This is a genomic window from Streptacidiphilus jeojiense (genome assembly GCF_000719095.1).
Classification (GTDB): Bacteria; Actinomycetota; Actinomycetes; order Streptomycetales; family Streptomycetaceae; genus Streptacidiphilus; species Streptacidiphilus jeojiensis.
The window spans coordinates 186,618-206,638 of the sequence record NZ_JOEH01000003.1 but is presented as its reverse complement, the minus strand read 5'-3'; the positions used below and the strand labels follow the sequence as shown (position 1 = coordinate 206,638).

Genomic DNA, 20,021 nt, shown 5'->3' with positions numbered 1-20,021 from the left:
GCCGCGCTACCGCGCCGCCGCCCCCATCGCCGTCAGCCGGCACTCCACCCGGAAACCGCCCTCACCCGTCGGCTCCGCCGCGAACGTGCCGCCCAGCGCGGTGACCCGCTCGCGCATGCCGACCAGGCCGTTCCCACCGCTGGGCAGCGACCGCCGGGTGCGTTCGGCACCGCCGCCCTCGCCGCCCTCTCCGCCCTCTCCGCCACCGTCCGGGCAGCTGTTGGACACCGCCAGCGCCACCCCGCCCGGCACATAGGCGAGCACTACCTCGGCGTCCGCCCCCGGGGCGTGCTTCAGCACATTGGTCAGCGCCTCCTGCACCACCCGGTAGGCCGTCCGCTCGGTCTCCTCGCTCAGCCCGCGCCGCGCCCCGCCCACCGTCAGCCGCACCCGCAGCCCGGCCGCCCTGGACTCGTCCACCAGCCGCGGCACGTCCGCCAGACCAGGACCGTCCGACGAGGGCACCGCCAGCACCGCGGCCGCGACGTCGCCGCTGACCGCGTCGGTCTCCACGGTCCGCAGCACCCCCAGGATCTGCCGCAGCTCGTCCAGGGCCTGCCGGCCGATGTCGCCCATCAGCTTGGCGCTCTCCGCCGCCTTGGCCGCGTCCTTGTGCACCACCCGCTCCAGCGCGCCGGCGTGCACCACCAGCAGGCTCACCCGGTGCGCCACCACGTCGTGCATCTCCCTGGCGATCCGGGTGCGCTCCTCCATCCGCGCCCGGCGGGCCCGCTCGGTGGCCTGCTCGGCCAGCAGCGCCAGCTCAGTCTCCAGACCCTCCGCGCGCTCGTGCAGGGTCTCCCACAGCCGCCGCCTGGCCCCGATGTACAGGCCCAGCATGGTCGGCGCCACGGTGATCCCCACCGACACCAGCACCGAGATGATCACCAGCGCGTAGCTGGGCACCCCGCGCCGGATCGCGTCCGCCTGCTGCGTGCCGATGGTCAGCGCCGACACCACCGTGGTCTCCACGATCGCCACCGCGCACAGCAGCGACATCGCCCGCCGCTCGGAGAACTTCCTGGCCACCCCCTCGGTGTTGTACGCGCCCAGCGTGTACAGACCCACCATCAGCAGCAGGTACCCGGCCGACAGCGGAATCGTCGCCAACGCCGCCAGCACCGGCAGCAGCGGCCAGCGCCGCCGGAACAGCAGCGTGCCCGCCGCCAGCGCCCCGAACACGCCCAGCAGCGCCGAGCCGGGCAGTCCCACCCCCTGTTTCGTCGCGAAACTCGCCGCACTGGCAGCGCACTCGGCCGAGGCCAGCGCCATGACCCCCAGGTCGAACCACATGCTGCGGCGCCGCGCCCAGAACTTCGTCCACCACCCGGTCCGCATCCCCGTCACGCCCACATCGGGCGTCGCCATGCTCATGGGCCCAGCCTATGCGGCCCCCGCGCCGCTGTGTCCGGCATACGGCCGCCACCTCTGCCGGAGGCGACCCCGCACCTATGCTGGTCGCGTCGGACAGCGCCGTCCGGGAGCCCGCCACCACCGGTCACCACCCACCGGTACCACCCACCCGCACCAGGGAGCACCAGCGTGAGCGACGCAATCCAGGCCGCCGCAACGGCAGCAGCGGCAGCAGCACCGGGAGCGCCGTCGGCCGAGGCCGACAACAGCGCCCTGCGCGCCGACATCCGCCGACTCGGCGAACTCCTCGGCGCGACCCTGGTCAGGCAGGAGAGCCAGGAACTCCTCGACCTGGTCGAGCAGGTACGCGCACTCACCCGCAGCGACGGCGCGGCCGCGGCCGCGCTGCTGGAGGAGACCGACCTGGAGACCGCCGCCAAGCTGGTCCGGGCCTTCTCCACCTACTTCCACCTCGCCAACGTCACCGAGCAGGTGCACCGCGGCCGCGAACTCGGCGTCCACCGCGCCCAGGAGGGCTCGCTGCTCTCCCGCACCGCCGACAAGCTCGCCGACGCCGACCCGCAGCAGGTCAGCGACGCGCTGTCGCACCTCGCCGTGCGCCCGGTGTTCACCGCGCACCCCACCGAGGCCGCCCGCCGCAGCGTCCTCACCAAGCTGCGCCGGATCGCCGAACTGCTGGAGCAGACCGACACCCCGACCCGCCCCAGCGGCCGCCGCCAGGCCGACCGCCGCCTCGCCGAGGTCATCGACCTGCTCTGGCAGACCGACGAGCTGCGCATCGCCCGCCCCGAGCCCTCCGACGAGGCCCGCAACGCCGTCTACTACCTCGACGAGCTCTACAAGCGCGCCGTCCCCGACGTGCTGGAGGAGCTCAACGAGGAACTGGCCCGGGTCGGCATCGCGATCCCCGACGGCGTCCGGCCGCTCAGCTTCGGCACCTGGATCGGCGGTGACCGCGACGGCAACCCCAACGTCACCCCCGCGGTCACCCTGGACGTCCTGCTGCTGCAGCACGAGTACGGCATCAAGGACGCCCTGGACGTCGTCAACGAGCTGCGCGACCAGCTGTCCTCCTCGGTCCGGCTCTCCGGCGCCAGCGAGGAGCTGCTCACCTCGCTCGCCACCGACCTGGAGGCGCTGCCCGAGATCAGCCCCCGCTACAAGCGGATGAACGCCGAGGAGCCCTACCGGCTCAAGGCCACCGCGATCCGGCAGAAGCTGATCAACACCCGCGAGCGGCTCGCCAACGGCACCCCGCACGTCGAGGGCCGCGACTACCTCGGCACCGCGCCGCTGCTCGCCGACCTCCAGGTGATCCAGGACTCGCTGCGCGAGCACCGCGGCCAGCTCATCGCCGACGGACGGCTCTCCCGCTCCATCCGCACCATCTCCGCTTTCGGCCTGCAGCTGGCCACCATGGACGTCCGCGAGCACGCCGACGCCCACCACCACGCCCTCGGCCAGCTCTTCGACCGGCTCGGCGAGGAGGCCTGGCGCTACACCGACATGCCGCGCGAGTACCGGCAGCGGCTGCTCGCCAAGGAGCTCAAGTCCCGCCGCCCGCTGGCCCCCACCCCGGCCCCGCTGGACGCCGCCGGAGCCAAGACCCTCGGCGTCTTCGAGACCGTCCGCGACAGCTTCGACCGCTTCGGCGACGAGATCGTGGAGAGCTACATCATCTCCATGTGCCAGGGCGCCGACGACGTCTTCGCCGCCGCCGTGCTGGCCCGCGAGGCCGGCCTGATCGACCTGCACGCCGGCGTCGCCAGGGTCGGCATCGTCCCGCTGCTGGAGACCACCGACGAGCTCAAGGCCGCCGACACCATCCTCGACGAGATGCTGCGCGACCCCTCCTACCGCCGGCTGGTCTCGCTGCGCGGCGACATCCAGGAGGTCATGCTCGGCTACTCCGACTCCTCCAAGTTCGGCGGCATCACCACCAGCCAGTGGGAGATCCACCGCGCCCAGCGCCGGCTGCGCGACGTCGCCCACCGCTACGGCATCCGGCTGCGGCTCTTCCACGGCCGCGGCGGCACCGTCGGCCGCGGCGGCGGCCCCTCCCACGAGGCCATCCTGGCCCAGCCCTACGGGACCCTGGAAGGCGAGATCAAGGTCACCGAGCAGGGCGAGGTGATCTCCGACAAGTACCTCATCCCCGCCCTGGCCAGGGAGAACCTGGAGCTCACGGTCTCCGCCACGCTGGAGGCCAGCGCCCTGCACACCGCACCGCGGCAGTCCCCCGAGGCCCTGGCCCGCTGGGACGCCACCATGGACACCGTCTCCGACGGCGCCCACACCGCCTACCGCCGCCTGGTCGAGGACCCGGACCTGCCGGCCTACTTCTTCGCCGCCACCCCGGTCGACCAGCTCGCCTCACTGCACCTCGGCTCCCGCCCCAGCCGCCGCCCCGACAGCGGAGCAGGACTGGACGGGCTGCGCGCCATCCCCTGGGTCTTCGGCTGGACCCAGTCCCGGCAGATCGTCCCCGGCTGGTACGGCGTCGGCGCCGGACTCGCCGCCGCCCGCGACGCCGGACTCGGCGACATCCTCGACGAGATGCAGAACGAGTGGCACTTCTTCCGCAACTTCCTGTCCAACGTCGCCATGACGCTGGCCAAGACCGACCTGCGGATCGCCCGCCACTACGTCGACCAGCTCGTCCCCGGCAACCTCAAGCACATCTTCGACCTCATCGAGGCCGAGCACGCGCTCACCCTCAAGGAGGTGCTGCGGATCACCGGCGAGAACGAACTGCTGGAGCACACCCCGGTGCTGAAGCAGACCTTCGCCATCCGCGACGCCTACCTGGACCCGATCTCCTACCTCCAGGTGGCCCTGCTGCGCCGTCAGCGCGAGGACGCCGCCCAGGGGCTCCCGGAGGACCCGCTGCGCTCCCGCGCCCTGCTGCTGACCGTCAACGGCATCGCGGCCGGGCTGCGCAACACCGGCTGATCCGGCGTCAGACGCACTGAACGGAAAGGCCCGCATTCCCCGGCCGGGGAGTGCGGGCCTTTCCGTCGTGTCAGCTACTGCTGGATCAGGCGTGGCTGCCCGCGGCCCGACGGCGCAGGAAGAACACCGTGGCGCCACCGGCGGCGACCAGGACGGCGCCGATCCCGGCGAACAGACCGGCATCACTGCCGCCACCGGTGCTGGCCAGCACGGTGCCGGTGGGCGAGGCCGTCGCCTCGACCGCGGTGGACGCGGACGGCGAGGTGGTCGCCTCGACACTGCTGGAAGCCGAAGCCGAGGCGCTGGGCACCACGACCGGGGCGGAGGAGGACTCCGAAGCGGAGGCCGAGGCCGACGCGGGCGCGGACTCAGAGGCGGAAGCGGAGGCCGAGGCCGACTCCGAAGCCGGCGCCGACTCCGAGGGGCTCGCGGACTGGCTCGGCGGGGTGCTGGGCTGCCCGCAGTCACCGCCCGGCACGGGGATGCTCTTCGGCTTGTTGTTTCCGAAGTTGTAGTTGTCGGCCTGAGCCGTCAAGGTCCAGCTGCCGGAGGTCTCCCAGGGGACCACGACGGTCTGCGTGTTGGCCTTGTCCTGGCGGGTCGCGTGGAACTCGACGCTGCCGACCTTCTGGCCGTTGTAGTCGATCTCAACCGTCGCGTGAGTACGGCTTCCGTCGCTGTCCTTGATGGTGAGCAGGGCGTTGCCGGAGGACTGCTGGCACGCGGCGGTACCGGTGAAGTCGGCGGCCGCGCAAGCGAAGGCGCTACCTGCAACGCCGAGCGCGAGAGCGCCTGCGGCGGAGGCCACGCCGAGAGAACGCACTGCAAAGGCAGTACGGCGGGATATGGACACGTCTTCCCCTAACTGGACAAAACCAGGCGGATGCAGCCATGGGCTCACCAGCGCCACCCGTGAGACGGGCGTCGAACCGGGAAGAACGGCGATGTCATGCACGCCACCCCCATGAGCACCACACATCGTCTTTTCACCACGGAGCCTTGTCAATTCACTCCAAACCCGGCAATGCGCCTGCCCACCAGGGGTTTTGACGGACCAAAACGGCACGAGAGCCACAAAGCACCCAAACATGTGCCGCATAACGATTCGATAGACATGGCCCCCTGCGGCCCTCCCCGACAGGAAAACACCAGCGTGCGGCCGTACCCCGGGCACGCCGACGGCCCCACCCCGTGTGCGGGCAGGGCCGTCAGGGCACGATCGGCTCAGGAAATCCCCAGGGTCGCTTAGGGACCGCTTAGGGCCTGCTTAGGAGTTGTACGTTCCCTGGGCCCGCTCCAGGCCCTCGGAGAGCAGGGCCTCCACCGCGTCGGCGGTGCGGTCGACGAACCAGGCCAACTCTTTGCGTTCGGTCGAGGAGAAGTCCTTGAGGACGAAGTCCGCGACCTCCATCCGGCCCGGCGGACGGCCGATGCCGGCCCGCACCCGGTAGTAGTCCGGACCCATCGACTTCGTCAGCGACTTCAGTCCGTTGTGGCCGTTGTCGCCGCCGCCCAGCTTCAGCCGCAGCGTCGCGTAGTCGATGTCCAACTCGTCGTGGACCACCACGATCCGGTCCAGCGGCGCCTTGTAGAAGTCGCGCAGCGCCGTCACCGGGCCGCCGGACACGTTCATGTACGAGTTCGGCTTGGCCAGCACCACCCGCCGGCCCCCGAGCCGGCCCTCGACCACCTGGTTGCGGCTCTTGTGCGCCTTGAACTTCGCCCCGATCCGCGAGGCCAGCAGGTCCACCACCATCGCCCCGATGTTGTGGCGGTTGCCCGCGTACTCGGGACCGGGATTGCCGAGGCCCACCACGAGCCACGGACCCGTGTACTCCTCGCTCACCGTGAGACTCCTTCGGGTATGCCGCTGCCCCGGTCAGCGGGGACCGGGGCAGCGGCGGGGTACGACGGAACAGCAGGACAGCGGTACAGCCGGGCCGATCAGGCCTCGGCGGCGGCCTCGTCCTCGGCGGCGTCCTCGGCCGGGGCCTCGGCCTGCGCGGAGACGACGTGCAGCACGACGGTCTCCGGCTCGACGGCCAGGGTCGAACCCTTGGGCAGGGTGATGTCCTTGGCCAGGACGGAGTCGCCGGCGGTCAAGCCCTCGATGGAGATGGTGACCGACTCGGGCAGGTGGGTGGCCTCGGCCTCCAGCGGGAGGGTGTTGAGGACGTGCTCCAGCAGGTTGCCGCCGGGGGCCAGCTCGCCCTCGGTGTTGATCTGGATCTCGACGGTGACCTTCTCGCCGCGCTTCACCAGGATCAGGTCGACGTGCTTGAGGTTGCGCTTGATCGGGTCGCGCTGCACGGCCTTCGGCAGCACGAACTCGTCCTTGCCGTCCACCGGGATGGAGATCAGGGCGTTCGGGGTCTTCAGCGCCAGCATCAGGTCGTGGCCCGGCAGGTTGATGTGGACCGGCTCGGTGCCGTGGCCGTAGACGACCCCGGGGACCAGGCCCTCACGACGGGCGCGGCGCGCCGCACCCTTGCCGAACTCGTTGCGGGGCTGGGCTTCCAGACGGATCTCGGCCATGACGGCACTCCTTGCACGGGGGCGGGTGCCATCCGGGTGAGCTCAGCAAAAAGCCGCCGGCAGAACCTCACCCGAAGAATCAGGGATGAGTCACCCGGCGGCAGCACAGCCACACCAGTAAGTGGAGCAGCGCGTCGATAACGGAGTGGGAACTCCCTCGCCGAGCAATTCCAGCAGTCTAGCCGATACCCGGCGAGGGTCCCAAAACGATCAGTTGAGCCGTGTTTCAGTGCGCGCCGTCGAACAGGCTGGTCACCGAGCCGTCGTCGAAGACCTCACGGATCGCCCGGGCGATCAGCGGGGCGATCGAGAGCGTGGTCACCTTGTCCATCTGCAGCTCGCCCGGCGTCGGCAGGGTGTTGGTGAACACGAACTCGCTGGCCCGCGAGTTCTTCAGCCGGTCCGCGGCCGGACCCGACAGCACACCGTGCGTCGCCGCCACGATCACGTCCGCGGCGCCCTGCTCGAACAGCGCGTCGGCGGCGGCACAGATCGTGCCACCGGTGTCGATCATGTCGTCGACCAGCACGCACACCCGGTCCTTGACGTCACCGACGACCTCGGCCGACATCACCTTGTTGGCGACGTTCGGGTCACGGCGCTTGTGGATGATCGCCAGCGGCGCACCCAGGCGGTCCGACCACTGGTCCGCCACCCGCACCCGGCCGGCGTCCGGCGACACGATGGTCAGCCGCTCGCGGTCGACCTTGCCGCCCACGTAGTCCGCCAGCAGCGGCAGCGCGAACAGGTGGTCCACCGGGCCGTCGAAGAAGCCCTGGATCTGCGCGGTGTGCAGATCCACCGACATCAGCCGGTGCGCGCCGGCCTGCTTCAGCAGGTCCGCGACCAGACGGGCCGAGATGGGCTCGCGGCCCAGGTGCTTCTTGTCCTGCCGGGCGTAGCCGTAGAAGGGCATGATCACGGTGATGCTCTTGACCGACGCCCGCTTCAGGGCGTCGATCATGATGAGCTGCTCCATGATCCACTGGTTGATCGGCGCCGTGTGGCTCTGCAGCACGAACGCGTCCGCGCCGCGCACCGACTCCTCGTAGCGGACGTAGATCTCACCGTTGGCAAAGTCCAGCGCCTTGGTGGGGACAAGGTCCACGCCCAGCTGCTCTGCCACCTCCCGGGCCAACTCGGGGTGTGCGCGGCCGGAGAAGAGCATCAAGTTCTTCTCACCGGACGTTTTGATCCCGGTCACTGCACCGTCTCCTCATTGCGTAGCTGACGCGCGCCTCAGCTCGCCGCAGAGCGCGGCGCAGCTGCTGGGGGGTTGGCTGGAGCACCGACGACAAACACAGGCTCGCGGCGCTTGGATGTCCCCCAGGTTACGCGGACGCGGCAGCTCCCGTCGCCTCCGGGTCGACCCGCGAGACGCCTTCCGGGGCAGTTCGGGGCCCACCAGGGGGCATGTCAGGGGGCGCTCGGAGCATCCTCGGAGCGCGCGGCCTCCGCCGCGCGAGCCGCCGCCGTGTCCGGACGCTTCCGCTCCACCCATCCCTCAACATTGCGCTGCTGCGGACGGGTGACACCGAGGGCGCCGGCCGGAACGTCCTTGTAGATAACGGAACCTGCCGCCGTGTAAGCACCGTCCCCGACCGTCACCGGAGCGACGAACATGTTGTCCGCGCCGGTCCGGCAGTGGCTGCCGATGGTGGTGTGGTGCTTGATCACGCCGTCGTAGTTCACGAAGACCGAGGCCGCGCCGATGTTGGTCCCGTCGCCGATTGTGGCGTCGCCCACATAGCTGAGGTGCGGGACCTTCGTCCCCTCCCCGATGACCGCGTTCTTGGTCTCCACATAGGTCCCGATCTTGCCCTTGGCACCCAGTACCGTCCCGGGTCGCAGATAGGCGTACGGGCCCACGTTCGCGCCCGCCCCGACCACCGAGCGCTGGGCTGTGGCATTGCTCACAACAGCCCCGGCACCCACGCTGGTGTCCTTCAACGTGCAGTTCGGCCCCACCTCGGCGCCCGCCCCGATCGAGGTGGCCCCCTGCAGCTGGGTGTTGGGCAGGATCACCGCGTCCTGCTCGTACGACACCTGCACGTCCAGCCAGGTCGACGCCGGATCCACCACGGTCACCCCGGCCCGCATCGCCCGCTCCAGCAGCCGGTCGTTCATGATCCGCCGGGCCTCCGCGAGCTGCACCCGGTCGTTGATCCCCAGGATGTCCCGGTAGTCCCCGGCCACCAGCGCACCCACCCGGTGCCCCGCCTCCCGCAGGATGCCGAGTACGTCGGTCAGGTACTCCTCACCCTGGCTGTTGTCCGTCCGCACCTGGCCCAGACCCTCGGCCAGCAGCTTGCCGTCGAAGGCGTAGACGGCGGAGTTGATCTCCGCGATGGCGAGCTGCGCCTCGGAGGCGTCCTTGTGCTCCACGATCGCCCGCACCTCGTGGCTGGGCCCGCGCACGATCCGGCCGTAGCCGGTCGCATCCGGCACCTCCGCCGTCAGCACGGTGACGGCGTTGCCGTCGGTCGCATGCGCCTCGACCAGCCGGCGCAGGGTGTCCCCGGTGAGGAGCGGGGTGTCCCCGGTGCTCACCACGACCGTCCCGTCCAGCGTGATCCCGTCGGCGGCCAGCGCCTCCAGCGCCACCCGCACGGCGTGACCGGTCCCGTTCTGCTGCTCCTGCACCACGGTCCGGGCCCCGGGGTCGACCTCGGCGAGGTGAGCGGCGACCTTGTCCTTCATGTGCCCGATGACGACGATCACCTGCTCCGGCGTCAGCTCCCGGGCGGCAGCCAGCGCATGCCCCACGAGCGTGCGCCCGCACATCGGATGCAGCACCTTCGGCAACACCGCCGACTTCATCCGGGTGCCCTCGCCAGCAGCGAGAACGACAACAGCGACCGGCGGGTTGAAGCTCACAGCAGGAGGCTCCTCGATCGGGAGGTACAAAGGGTCCGCCGGGGACACCAGAAGGCTCCGCACAGGCGATCCCGGACTGGACCGAGGATACCGGCCACGGCGAAGTGGCCGGGATACGGGAAGCGGGGCCAGGTCCCGAACCGGACCTGACCCCGCCAGAAGTTGCAACGCTCCGCTGCCAGGATTTGAACCTGGACCAAGGGGACCAAAACCCCGTGTGCTGCCAGGTTACACCACAGCGGAATTTCAGGAATAAAACGGACATCAGCTGCTTCCAGCTGCGCTGTTGTGCTCCTGCGTGGCTCCTACTATGCCGTACCACCAGCCCTCGATGCGACGATAAAGCTCCGCGCCTTCGAGCACGCGGATCGCCAAGCAGCCTCGATAGCCGTCCTCGATGTTTCTGCGGTTGGTCTTCGGATTGTGCCTCTTGAGCGTCGTCTTGCAGAACGACGTACTCGCAGCCCCGACCAACTCACGCCAGTAGCCCTCGGCGGCTTCGACGTCGGCGGACTCATGGATCTGCACCGCGAACCTGAGCCTGGAGCGATCGACACCGACCAGGTCGAGCCAGGCAAGGAAAACCCGGATCATGTTCGGGTCGCTGTTGACGAAGTTGACGCGCTCGCGGCGAGCGTAGCTCTTGTCCTTGTTCCCCTCCGCCCAGTAGAGGCCGATCCCGGCGATGAAGATCTCGCGATCCGTCATCTCCCCGATCTCTCGCGCAGCGGCGGCCTTGGTGATCTTTCGCTCGTTCTCCCGCAGCTCCCTCCGAGGTGCCCAACAGATGTCCTGCATGTACTGACGGCGCTGCTCACCGCCCTGCCTGCGCGCCGGCCTCGGCAGATCACGCACCCAGAGCGAGACCGAGCTCTTGGAGACCCCCAGCGCGTCCTGAATCTCGTCGTAGGTCCTACCCGCGCGCCGAAGTTCCCGAGCCTGCGCGCGCAGGTCGTCCTTGGCGTTGGGGCGTTTCGTCCATTCGGGCGGGGGCTCGCCCTTGAGCAGGCGGTTCAGTTTGTCGTTGTTCCAGATCCTGAGCTCGTCCCTGATCTGACGGCGGCTCATTCCGGCACGCCGCAGTGCGACCACCTGCTCGCGCAGGTCCTGTTCGTCGTCCATGGGCAGAGCCTCGCCGCCGGCGTCAGGTGCCCGCGGGAAAACTCGTTCGGAGCACACGTTCGAGCGATTCGCGCCATGATCGGGAACTCGGTTTGCGAATGTCGACTTGTCGGTGGCCAGGGCGGCAGCTGCGGCGATGCCCCGCCTCCCCCACGACGTACCCGCCACGCGGGTGCCCGCCACGCCCGGTGTGGTTGGAAGTGCGTGTCCTGGGGCAATCAACCTACGATGCCGTAAGTTACGGACCCGTAGGGACGGTCGACCGGGCGGGCGGACGATCCGTCGGCCCTCGCCCGTCTCCGCGCCGCATCCCTGAACCAGCATGAGGTAGCCGCTATGACGATCCAACCCGCCGAGGAGACCGTCGCCGTTGCTGCGACATCCGCTATGCCGCAGTCCGAGGGGTTCGAAGGAGACAAGCAGCCACGGCCGCCGGCCATGATCTCGGCCACCCGGGGCGGGGAGAAGCAGGGGGCGGCGGAGCGCTTCGCGCTGGCCTCGTTCATCGCGGTGCCGTTCCTCGCCGTGCTGGCCGCGATCCCGGTGGCCTGGGGATGGGGCCTGGGCTGGCACGATGTCGTGATCATGGTGGTGATGTACTTCACCGCCTGCCACGGGATCACCGTCGGCTTCCACCGCTTCTTCACCCACGGCTCGTTCAAGGCCAACCGCGCGCTGAAGATCGGGATGGCCGTGGCCGGCAGCCTGGCCATCGAGGGCCCGATCGTGCGCTGGGTGGCGGACCACCGCAAGCACCACAAGTTCTCCGACAAGGACGGCGACCCGCACTCCCCCTGGCGCTACGGCGAGTCCGTCCCGGCGCTGCTGAAGGGCCTGTGGTGGGCGCACATGGGGTGGCTGTTCGACGAGGAGCAGACCCCGCAGCAGACCTACGCACCGGACCTGGTCCGGGACCGGGACATCTCCTGGATCTCGCGCCAGTTCGCCTTCTTCACGCTCACCTCGATCCTGCTTCCGCCGCTGGTCGGCGGGTTGTGGTCGTGGTCCTGGGAAGGCGCGCTGACGGCGTTCTTCTGGGGCTCGCTGGTCCGGGTGGCGCTGCTGCACCATGTGACCTGGTCGATCAACTCGATCTGCCACGCGGTGGGCAAGCACCCGTTCAAGTCGCGGGACCGTTCCGGGAACGTGGCCTGGCTGGCGGTGCTGTCCTGCGGCGAGTCCTGGCACAACCTGCACCACGCCGATCCGACCTCGGCGCGGCACGGGGTGCTGCGCGGGCAGATCGACTCCTCGGCGCGGCTGATCCGCTGGTTCGAACTGGCCGGGTGGGCTCGGGATGTCCGCTGGCCCAGCCCGGAGCGGATCGAGGCCCGGCGCGCGGCATGATGGTCCTGTGAACGAGAGCAGCAGTGGGTCGGACGGCGCGGGGGATCCAGGAGATCCACCCGCGCCCGCGCGGGCCGGCCGGGGGGCGGGGGGCGCACGGACCAGGAAGGCTCCGGCGGCGCGGGCCACCCGGGTCCGGATGAGCGGGAAGCAACGGCGGGAGCAGCTGCTGGACGTGGGCCGTGCGCTGTTCGCGGAGCGCGGCTACGAGGCGACGTCGGTGGAGGAGATCGCGGCGAAGGCCGGGGTGTCCAAGCCGGTGGTGTACGAGCACTTCGGCGGCAAGGAGGGGCTGTACGCGGTCGTGGTGGACCGCGAGATGCAGTTGCTGCTGGACATGGTGACCGGTTCGTTGACGGGCGGCCATCCGCGGGAGCTGTGCGAGGAGGCGGCGTTCGCCCTGCTGGACTACATCGAGACGTCGACGGACGGCTTCCGGATCCTGGTGCGGGATTCGCCGGTGGCGCAGTCGACGGGGACGTTCGCGTCGTTGATCAACGACATCGCGACGCAGGTCGAGGACATCCTGGGCCATGAGTTCAAGTCGCGGGGCTATGACGCGAAGCTGGCGCCGATGTACGCGCAGATGCTGGTGGGGATGGTCGCGCTGACGGGTCAGTGGTGGCTGGACGTGCGGAAGCCGAAGAAGGCCGAGGTCGTCGCCCACCTGGTGAACCTGGCCTGGCACGGCCTGGAGGGCATGGAACGCCGCCCCCAACTGGTGGGCCGCCGGAAGAGCTAGCGGCGTCGGCCGTCGGCCGGGCCGACGGCCATGGGTTCGAGGAACTCGATGCGGTTGCCGACCGGGTCGCTGGAGTAGAAGCGGTGGTGGCCGGGGAGGTCGTCGTCCCAGCTGACGGGGGCGCCGAGGGCGGCGATGCGCTCCGCGTAGGCGTGGATGCCCTGGATGCGCAGGGCCGGGTGGGCCTTCCTGGCGGGTACGAAGGGGGTCTCCACCCCGAGGTGCAGTTGGACGCCGCCGCCGGGGGTCTGGAACCAGCAGCCGCCGCGTCGCGCCAGTACCGGCGGTTTGGGGATCTCCTCCAGGCCGAGGATCCCCGTGTAGTAGCCGCGCAGCGCGTCCTCGCTGCCGGGTGGCGCTGCCAGCTGGACGTGGTCGATGGAGACGATCATGAGGCCGCGGCCCTCACTTCCTGGTGGCGATGACGAAGATGCGCCGGTACGGGAGCACGGTGCCGTGGCGGGTGGCCGGGTAGGCACGGTCGAGGAGGGCGCCGTACTCGGCGAGGAAGTCCGCGCGTTCGGCGGGGTCGGTGAGGGCGGCGAGGGCGGGGCGCAGCCCGGTGCCGAGCATCCAGTCGAGGACCGGGTGGGCGCCGGTCAGGGTCTGGTAGTAGGTGGTCTCCCAGGCGTCGACGGTGCAGTCCAGGGCGCTGAGCCGGGCCAGGTAGTCGGCGGGTTCCAGGACGGCGGGGCGTTCGGTGCCGGCCAGGCGGCCGTTCCAGCGGGCGCTGCCGCGGAGTTCGGCGAGCAGGGTGTGGGTGGGGGCGTCGAAGTTGCCGGGGATCTGGAAGGCGAGGGTGCCGCCGGCCGGGAGCGCTTCGGTCCAACGGGGCAGCAGGTCGGCGTGGCCGGGGACCCATTGGAGGGCGGCGTTGGAGAGGATCAGGTCGGGGTTGCCGTCCTCGGCCGGGTCCCAGGTGGTGATGTCGCCGATGCGGAAGGCGAGACCGGGGTGGTCGGCGCGGGCCTGTTCGATCATCTGCGGCGAGTGGTCGATGCCGGTGAGGGCGGCGTCGGGCCAGCGGTCGGTGAGGGTGGCGGTGGTGTTGCCGGGCCCGCAGCCGAGGTCGACGATGCGGGCCGGGGTGCCGGGGACGCGGTCGACGAGGTCGTGGAAGGGCCGGCTGCGGTGGTCGGCGTGGCGGAGGTACTGGGCGGGGTCCCAGGTGGTGCTGGTCGCGGTGCCGGTCATGGGCGAAGCCTCCATATATCTTGACGTCAAGATACTTCGAGTCTGACCGATACCTTTTCTTGATGTCAAGAGACTTCATGTCGACACACCGCCCACTACACTGATCAACCATGGAGGACGAGGTCGACCGGCTGGTCGCTGCGTGGCGCCGAGAGCGCCCGGACCTCGACGTGGAACCGCTCGAGGTGCTCAGTCGGATCAGCAGGCTCGCCCGCCACCTCGACCGGGCCAGGCGCACCGCCTTCGCCGAGCACAACCTGGAGCCGTGGGAGTTCGACGTCCTGACCGCGCTGCGCCGGGCCGGCTCCCCGTACCAGCTCTCCCCCGGACAGCTGCTGACGCAGACTCTGGTCACCTCGGGGACGATGACCAACCGTATCGACCGGCTCGCGGTCAAGGGACTGGTCCAGCGGCTGCCCGATCCGGGCGACCGGCGCGGGGTGCTGGTGCGGCTGACCGGGGCCGGCCGCGATCTCGCGGACCAGGCGCTGGCCGGGCTGCTGGCGCACGAACGCGCCCTGCTGGCGGAGCTCTCCACAGCTCAGCGCGGGGAGCTCGCCGGACTGCTGCGGCAGCTGGTGGCCCCGTTCGACAACCTTCCTGAGTAGTAGCCGGGCAGAACCTGGGCGGAAGTCCCGCCACACCCTTGACTGCGCACCGGCAAGCGGGCCATCCTTGCCGAAATCGAGTTAGGAAACTTTCCTAACTTATAAACAGGCACCCTTCCCCCACGAAGGAGAACCACCAGATGGTTCGTCAGTTGCGCTCTCCCGCACGGAAGATGGTCGCCACGGTCGCGGCGGCCGGCTGTATCTGCCTGGGTCTCGCCGTCACCGGCGGAGCCAGCGCCTCGGCCGCCACCACTCCGGCGAAGCCCTTCCCCACCCACGTCACCTACAAGGTCGGCGTGCTGCCCTCGGCGTCGCAGTCCAGCCGGGACGCCGCGGTGGAGAAGCAGTACGACTCCTGGAAGAAGACCTACCTGGTCAAGGGCTGTGCCTCGAACGAGTACTACGTCTCCACCAAGGGCGACGACGACGCCCCCAACAACGGCACGGTCTCCGAGGCGCAGGGCTACGGCATGAACATCGTGCCGCTGATGGCCGGTTACGACAGCAGCGCGCAGACCGAGTTCAACGGGCTGTGGCAGCTGGTCAAGGACCACAAGGACGCCGACGGCCTGATGGAGTGGCAGCTCGACGGCAAGAGCTGCAAGTACACCGACAGCGGCACCCCGGACTCGGCCACCGACGGCGACCTCGACGTGGGCTACGGCCTGATCCTGGCCGACCAGCAGTGGGGCGGCTACACCGCCGACGCCAAGGCCTGGCTGGCCAGCGTCTACGCCCACGACGTGGCCTCGGACGGCCACCTGAAGTGCGAGGACGACGGCCCGAGCACCGACACCCGGCCGTCCGACATGATGCTGGACCACCTGCGGGCGTTCGCCAAGTACGACACCGCGCACGACTGGAGCAAGGTGGTCACCCGCACCGAGGCGGTCATCAACGAGTTCACCGCCTCGTACTCGGCGAGCTCGGGCCTGCTGTCGGACTTCGTGGTCGGCGCCAACGGGACCAGCCCCAAGCCGGCCCCCGCCGACTACCAGGAGGACCAGCCCGACAACATCGTCGGCTACAACTCCATCCGGGTGCCCTGGCACCTGGGCACCGCCGCCCTGGTGAACGGTTCGACCACGGCGGCCACCGCCTACAGGGTGGCCAAGCTGGAGTCGGCCTGCCTGAAGTCGCTGTCCGGCGGGAACCCGGCCAAGGTCCAGCCGCACGTGAAGCTGAACTGCGCCAACGGCAACGTCTCCGGCGACACCCAGGCCGAGGAGGCCGGCGACTCGGTCGGCCCGGCGGCGATGGCCTCCGGCGACCAGGCCTGGACCGACGCCATCTGGAAGCAGTTGGCGTCCAACCCGTTCGGTGACGCCTACTACGGCGAGACCATCAAGATGCTGGTCTACATCGTGATGGCCGGCGACTACTGGAGCCCAGCGAGCTGACACCGACTCAGGTCGGCGCCCCACCGTCCCGCATCCGACCGCCTGACCGCCCGTACCCCGCCGCCCCCTCGACTCCTGGGTCGAGGGGGCGGCGGCACCGTTCCTTGCACGGGTATTGCCACAAGCTACCGGTGAGTTGGGATACTCCCTGGGATCAGGAGTCGCACCGTCGCGGCTCCTCCCACAAGGGGGGCACCACCTATGCCCAGCACCACCTCCCGGCTGCGCCGCGCCTTCGGCGTCCTCGCGACCGTGGCCCTGGCCACCGCGGCGATGACCGGCACCGCGTCCGCGCACGACCGGGGCGGACGGCACCATCCGCAGCCGCACTACTACGTCTCGCTCGGGGACTCGCTGGCGGCCGGCTACCAGCCGAACGTCCGCACCAACACCGACGTGTCCTACACGGACCAGCTGTACACCCGGCTGAAGAAGCAGGACCCGACGCTGGTCCACGTCAAGCTGGGCTGCAGCGGCGAGACCACCGAGACGATGATCGCCGGCGGCATCTGCAGCTACCCGGGGGCGACCTCGCAGCTGGGCGCGGCCGAGGCGTTCCTGCGGGCGCACCGCGGCGAGGTGGAGTACGTGACCCTGGACATCGGCGCCAACGACGTGGACGGCTGTCTCAGTGCCACCGGCATCGACCAGGCCTGCACCGCCAAGGGCATCGCCACGGTCGCCACCCAGCTGCCGCAGATCGCCTCGGGGCTGCGCCGGGCCGGCGGCCAGGGCTGGGGCGCCCCGCAGTACGCCGGGATGAACTACTACGACCCGTTCCTGGCGGTCTGGCTGACCGGGGCCACCGGTCAGGCCGAGGCCCAGCAGTCCACGGTGCTGTCGGACACCCTGAACGGCGTCATCGACCAGGGGCTGTGGAAGAGCGGGTTCAGGCTGGCCGACGTGGCCAAGGCGTTCTCCACGGACGACTTCACCGACCAGGCCACCCTCCCGGTGTTCGGCACGGTTCCGCTGAACGTGGCCAGGATCTGCGCCTGGACCTGGGAGTGCACCCAGTACCAGGACATCCACGCCAACCCGACCGGTCACGCGGTGATCGCCGGAGTCTTCGAGAAGGTGCTGCGCCGTCGGTGACCCCGTACGGACCACCCGCTGACCCCGTACTGACCCCGAGGTGAGAGCCCTCGGCGTCAGACCGTAGCCAGAGCCCGCCCCCCGCCGTTCGGGGGGCGGGCTCTCGGCGTTCCGGGCGACGATGTTGCGGAAATGTTATGCAATTATGAGGATTCACCTATAAAGGATGGGGAGGGACGTGTCGTCCGAAACTGCACCGAACCGACTCGCGGTCTGGCGCCCTCGCGCCGCCGTGTTCGCGGTCTGGTACCTGCGGGTGGCCGCGGTACTCAACTTCCTCGGAGCCGTCTCAGCCCCATTCCACAGCCAGGTGACCCGGCACAACACCGGCGACTTCTTCACCCCGTACATGATCACCGCCGGGTTCACCTCGGGTGCCCTGGCGCTGTTCCTGGCCATGATGATGCGCCGCCGCAAACGCGCGGCCTGGATCTTCAACGTGATCGTCGTCGGCCTCTACGTGTTCCTGATGGCCCTGCTGCTGGCGCTCTACCCGGAGGTCAGGGAGCACTGGTTCAACTGGACCTCGGCCACCGTCACCCTGCTGATGTTCGCCGCCCTGCTGGTCGGCCGCAGGGAGTTCCACGCCAAGGGCGACCGCAGCAACCCCAGGCTGGCGCTGGCCGCCCTGGTCGGCGGCGGCGCGGTGGGCGTCCTGGTCGGCACCCTGCTGGTCACCCTGACCAACGAGGCGGACGGATCGTTCCTGCGGCACCGGATCCAGTACGCCGCCATGCGGGTGTACACCCTGGCCCCGTCCGGAACCGGTTACCGCAACATCGTCATCCCGCACTGGGTGGACATCGCCATCAACGCGATGAGCGCGTTGATCTTCCTGCTGGTGCTGTACGCGCTGTTCCGCTCCCCCAAGGGCAAGGAGTACCTGTGCCCCGACGACGAGAAGCGGCTGCGGGAGCTGCTGGACCGGCACGGGGAGCGTGACTCGCTGGGCTACTTCGCGCTGCGCCGCGACAAGTCGGTGCTGTTCTCCCCCTCCGGGAAGGCCGCCGTCGCCTACCGGGTGGTCGGCGGGGTCTCGCTGGCCTCGGGCGACCCGATCGGCGACGTGGAGGCCTGGCCCGGGGCGATCGACCGCTGGCTGGACCAGGCCCGCGAGCACGCCTGGGTCCCGGCCGTGATGGGCGCCAGCGAGGAGGGCGGCACGGTCTACTCCCGGCACGGGCTGAACGCCCTGGAGCTGGGCGACGAGGCCATCGTCGAGGTGGACGAGTTCACCCTGGAGGGGCGCGCCATGCGTGGCGTGCGCCAGGCGCACAAGAAGGTCGGCCGGGCCGGCTACACCGTACGGGTGCGCCGCCACGCGGACATTCCCGACGACGAGATGCAGACCCTGCTGGAGCGCGCCGACACCTGGCGCGACGGGCAGACCGAGCGCGGCTTCTCGATGGCGCTGGGCCGCCTGGGCGACCCCGACGACGGCCAGTGCGTGATGCTGGAGTGCCACGACGGGCAGGGCGAGCTGCGGGCGCTGCTGAGCTTCGTCCCCTGGGGGCGCGACGGCCTCTCGCTGGACCTGATGCGGCGCGACCGGGACTCCGACAACGGACTGCTGGAGTTCATGGTCATCGAGCTGCTGGGGCAGGCCGACACCGTCGGCATCAAGCGGGTGTCGCTGAACTTCGCCATGTTCCGGGCCGTCTTCGAGCGCGGCTCGAAGCTCGGAGCGGGACCGGTGCTGCGGCTGTGGCGCTCGGTGCTGATGTTCCTGTCGCGCTGGTGGCAGATCGAATCCCTCTATCGGGCGAACGCCAAGTACCGGCCCATCTGGGAGCCCCGCTACCTGCTGTTCGCCCGCAGCAGCGACCTGCCCAGGATCGGCCTGGCCTCGGCCCGGGCCGAGGGTTTCATCACCGCACCGAGCCTGCCCAGCCTGTTCAAGCGGCGGCACAGCCGCGCGCTGGACGGCGAGGGCGGCGGTAGCGGCGGTAGCGGCGACGAGGGCGCCCACGGCAGCACCCCCAGCTCCGAGGGCACGGCGGCAACCGACACCAAGCAGCCAATTGGCTAGTTATGTCCTATTTTCGTGGGATGAGGCACTCCCAGCTACAGGCGGCCCTGCGGTCGGCGCTGAGCGTCGAGTGGGGCGGGCTCTACCTGGCGGTACGCGAGAGCCTGGCCCGGGAGCGGCTGGCGGCGCTGCGGATGACGTTCGCGGCGACGGCGGCGGTTCTGGGCTTCCAGCTGCTGCAGCACGCCGCGGGCGGGGCGGTGCTGGTCGAGCGGGTGGGCGTGGTGCGGGCGGCGCTCCCGCTGTGGGAGTCGCTGGCACGGACGCCGCTGTCGCTCTTCGTACCGGCGCCGGACCTGCCGGCCTGGGGGGCCGCGGCACAGGTCTTCGTGGTGTTCGGCATCGCCGAACTCACGCTCGGACGGCGTAGCACCCTGCTGGTCGCCTACGCGGGCACCCTCGCCGGGACGCTGTACGCCCGCCAGGGGGTCCGCCAGGGGCCTGCGGCGCTGTTCGGGCTGCCCTGGGAGGACGCGTGGGTCCGTGACACCGGCCCCTCCGCAGCGGTCGTCGCCCTGGCGGTCGCCGTCGCTTGGCGCTACCGCGCGTGGGTCACCGGGGGTGTCGTCACCGGAGCGATGGTCCTGGAGGAGCTTCTGTTCCCGAATCTGGCGGGAGCAGAGCACCTGGCGGCAATCTTCGTGGTTTCGGTACCGGCGCTGTGCATGGTGCCGTTGGAACGCGGGTGCAGCTCTGCTGTGGCTTGTCGCGCAGTTCCCCGCGCCCCTAGATAGTGCAAGCGG

17 protein-coding genes and 1 tRNA gene are annotated in these 20,021 nt (G+C 70.1%); 8 read left to right on the top strand and 10 right to left on the bottom strand.

Annotated features, from left to right (window positions below):
• Positions 1-6 precede the first annotated feature (6 nt).
• A complete protein-coding gene (locus IF29_RS0104560) occupies positions 7-1,368 on the bottom strand; it encodes a sensor histidine kinase (RefSeq protein WP_232242026.1) in 1,362 nt (453 codons plus the stop codon).
• Between the two features lie 258 nt (positions 1,369-1,626).
• Between IF29_RS0104560 and ppc the strand changes: the two genes are divergently transcribed.
• Positions 1,627-4,326: a phosphoenolpyruvate carboxylase gene (ppc, locus tag IF29_RS0104555; RefSeq protein WP_051724900.1), complete on the top strand. Its 2,700-nt coding sequence runs from the start codon at positions 1,627-1,629 to the stop codon at positions 4,324-4,326.
• An 85-nt stretch (positions 4,327-4,411) separates the two neighbouring features.
• Here ppc and IF29_RS0104550 read toward each other — a convergent pair whose 3' ends face one another.
• The 7 genes from IF29_RS0104550 to IF29_RS0104520 form a co-directional block, all read right to left on the bottom strand.
• Complete coding sequence (locus IF29_RS0104550) at positions 4,412-5,134, bottom strand: LAETG motif-containing sortase-dependent surface protein (RefSeq protein WP_030249861.1); 723 nt, start codon at positions 5,132-5,134, stop codon at positions 4,412-4,414.
• A 459-nt stretch (positions 5,135-5,593) separates the two neighbouring features.
• Positions 5,594-6,172, bottom strand: a complete 579-nt coding sequence (gene pth, locus IF29_RS0104545; RefSeq protein WP_030249859.1) for an aminoacyl-tRNA hydrolase — start codon at positions 6,170-6,172, stop codon at positions 5,594-5,596.
• Positions 6,173-6,270: 98 nt separating this feature from the next.
• Positions 6,271-6,861, bottom strand: coding sequence for a 50S ribosomal protein L25/general stress protein Ctc (locus tag IF29_RS0104540; protein ID WP_030249856.1), 591 nt, complete (start codon positions 6,859-6,861; stop codon positions 6,271-6,273).
• A 226-nt stretch (positions 6,862-7,087) separates the two neighbouring features.
• On the bottom strand, positions 7,088-8,065 hold the full coding sequence (locus IF29_RS0104535) for a ribose-phosphate diphosphokinase (protein ID WP_030249853.1): 978 nt from the start codon (positions 8,063-8,065) through the stop codon (positions 7,088-7,090).
• 212 nt (positions 8,066-8,277) lie between these two features.
• A complete protein-coding gene (glmU, locus tag IF29_RS0104530; protein ID WP_030249851.1) occupies positions 8,278-9,738 on the bottom strand; it encodes a bifunctional UDP-N-acetylglucosamine diphosphorylase/glucosamine-1-phosphate N-acetyltransferase GlmU in 1,461 nt (486 codons plus the stop codon).
• A gap of 170 nt (positions 9,739-9,908) precedes the next feature.
• A tRNA-Gln gene (locus IF29_RS0104525) sits at positions 9,909-9,981 on the bottom strand.
• A gap of 21 nt (positions 9,982-10,002) precedes the next feature.
• Positions 10,003-10,860 (bottom strand): hypothetical protein, encoded by an 858-nt coding sequence (locus IF29_RS0104520; RefSeq protein ID WP_030249848.1) that lies wholly within the window; start codon positions 10,858-10,860, stop codon positions 10,003-10,005.
• A 387-nt stretch (positions 10,861-11,247) separates the two neighbouring features.
• Here IF29_RS0104520 and IF29_RS0104515 point away from each other — a divergent pair, with 387 nt between their 5' ends.
• Entirely contained in the window at positions 11,248-12,207 is a 960-nt protein-coding gene (locus tag IF29_RS0104515; protein ID WP_030249845.1) for an acyl-CoA desaturase, read from the top strand.
• A 7-nt stretch (positions 12,208-12,214) separates the two neighbouring features.
• Positions 12,215-12,949 (top strand): TetR/AcrR family transcriptional regulator, encoded by a 735-nt coding sequence (locus tag IF29_RS0104510; protein WP_232242018.1) that lies wholly within the window; start codon positions 12,215-12,217, stop codon positions 12,947-12,949.
• Here the strand turns inward: IF29_RS0104510 and IF29_RS0104505 are convergent.
• Positions 12,946-13,341, bottom strand: a complete 396-nt coding sequence (locus IF29_RS0104505; protein WP_030249840.1) for a VOC family protein — start codon at positions 13,339-13,341, stop codon at positions 12,946-12,948. The two genes, IF29_RS0104510 and IF29_RS0104505, sit on opposite strands and share 4 nt — an antisense overlap.
• Before the next feature lie 13 nt (positions 13,342-13,354).
• Positions 13,355-14,143 (bottom strand): trans-aconitate 2-methyltransferase, encoded by a 789-nt coding sequence (locus IF29_RS0104500; protein WP_030249838.1) that lies wholly within the window; start codon positions 14,141-14,143, stop codon positions 13,355-13,357.
• 110 nt (positions 14,144-14,253) lie between these two features.
• On the opposite strand from IF29_RS0104500, the gene IF29_RS0104495 reads away from it, so the two are divergent.
• The 5 genes from IF29_RS0104495 (at position 14,254) to IF29_RS45825 (ending at position 20,012) form a co-directional block, all read left to right on the top strand.
• Positions 14,254-14,751, top strand: a complete 498-nt coding sequence (locus IF29_RS0104495) for a MarR family winged helix-turn-helix transcriptional regulator (protein WP_030249835.1) — start codon at positions 14,254-14,256, stop codon at positions 14,749-14,751.
• A 140-nt stretch (positions 14,752-14,891) separates the two neighbouring features.
• Entirely contained in the window at positions 14,892-16,154 is a 1,263-nt protein-coding gene (locus IF29_RS0104490; protein WP_030249832.1) for a glycosyl hydrolase family 8, read from the top strand.
• A 201-nt stretch (positions 16,155-16,355) separates the two neighbouring features.
• Positions 16,356-17,249: an SGNH/GDSL hydrolase family protein gene (locus tag IF29_RS0104485; protein WP_051724878.1), complete on the top strand. Its 894-nt coding sequence runs from the start codon at positions 16,356-16,358 to the stop codon at positions 17,247-17,249.
• A 166-nt stretch (positions 17,250-17,415) separates the two neighbouring features.
• The gene (locus IF29_RS0104480) at positions 17,416-19,278 is read left to right on the top strand and encodes a phosphatidylglycerol lysyltransferase domain-containing protein (RefSeq protein ID WP_084713517.1); all 1,863 of its coding nucleotides are present in this window, start codon (positions 17,416-17,418) and stop codon (positions 19,276-19,278) included.
• Between the two features lie 20 nt (positions 19,279-19,298).
• A complete protein-coding gene (locus IF29_RS45825) occupies positions 19,299-20,012 on the top strand; it encodes a hypothetical protein (RefSeq protein WP_157623597.1) in 714 nt (237 codons plus the stop codon).
• Positions 20,013-20,021: the final 9 nt, after the last annotated feature.

Coding starts and splice junctions, on each gene's coding strand:
- IF29_RS0104560 (WP_232242026.1), bottom strand. CDS start 1,368: ATGGCGACGCCCGATGTGGGCGTGACGGGGATGCGGACCGGGTGGTGG.
- IF29_RS0104540 (WP_030249856.1), bottom strand. CDS start 6,861: ATGGCCGAGATCCGTCTGGAAGCCCAGCCCCGCAACGAGTTCGGCAAG.
- IF29_RS0104520 (WP_030249848.1), bottom strand. CDS start 10,860: ATGGACGACGAACAGGACCTGCGCGAGCAGGTGGTCGCACTGCGGCGT.
- IF29_RS0104515 (WP_030249845.1), top strand. CDS start 11,248: ATGCCGCAGTCCGAGGGGTTCGAAGGAGACAAGCAGCCACGGCCGCCG.
- IF29_RS0104505 (WP_030249840.1), bottom strand. CDS start 13,341: ATGATCGTCTCCATCGACCACGTCCAGCTGGCAGCGCCACCCGGCAGC.
- IF29_RS0104500 (WP_030249838.1), bottom strand. CDS start 14,143: ATGACCGGCACCGCGACCAGCACCACCTGGGACCCCGCCCAGTACCTC.
- IF29_RS0104495 (WP_030249835.1), top strand. CDS start 14,254: ATGGAGGACGAGGTCGACCGGCTGGTCGCTGCGTGGCGCCGAGAGCGC.
- IF29_RS0104490 (WP_030249832.1), top strand. CDS start 14,892: ATGGTTCGTCAGTTGCGCTCTCCCGCACGGAAGATGGTCGCCACGGTC.
- IF29_RS0104485 (WP_051724878.1), top strand. CDS start 16,356: ATGCCCAGCACCACCTCCCGGCTGCGCCGCGCCTTCGGCGTCCTCGCG.
- IF29_RS0104480 (WP_084713517.1), top strand. CDS start 17,416: ATGGGGAGGGACGTGTCGTCCGAAACTGCACCGAACCGACTCGCGGTC.
- IF29_RS45825 (WP_157623597.1), top strand. CDS start 19,299: ATGAGGCACTCCCAGCTACAGGCGGCCCTGCGGTCGGCGCTGAGCGTC.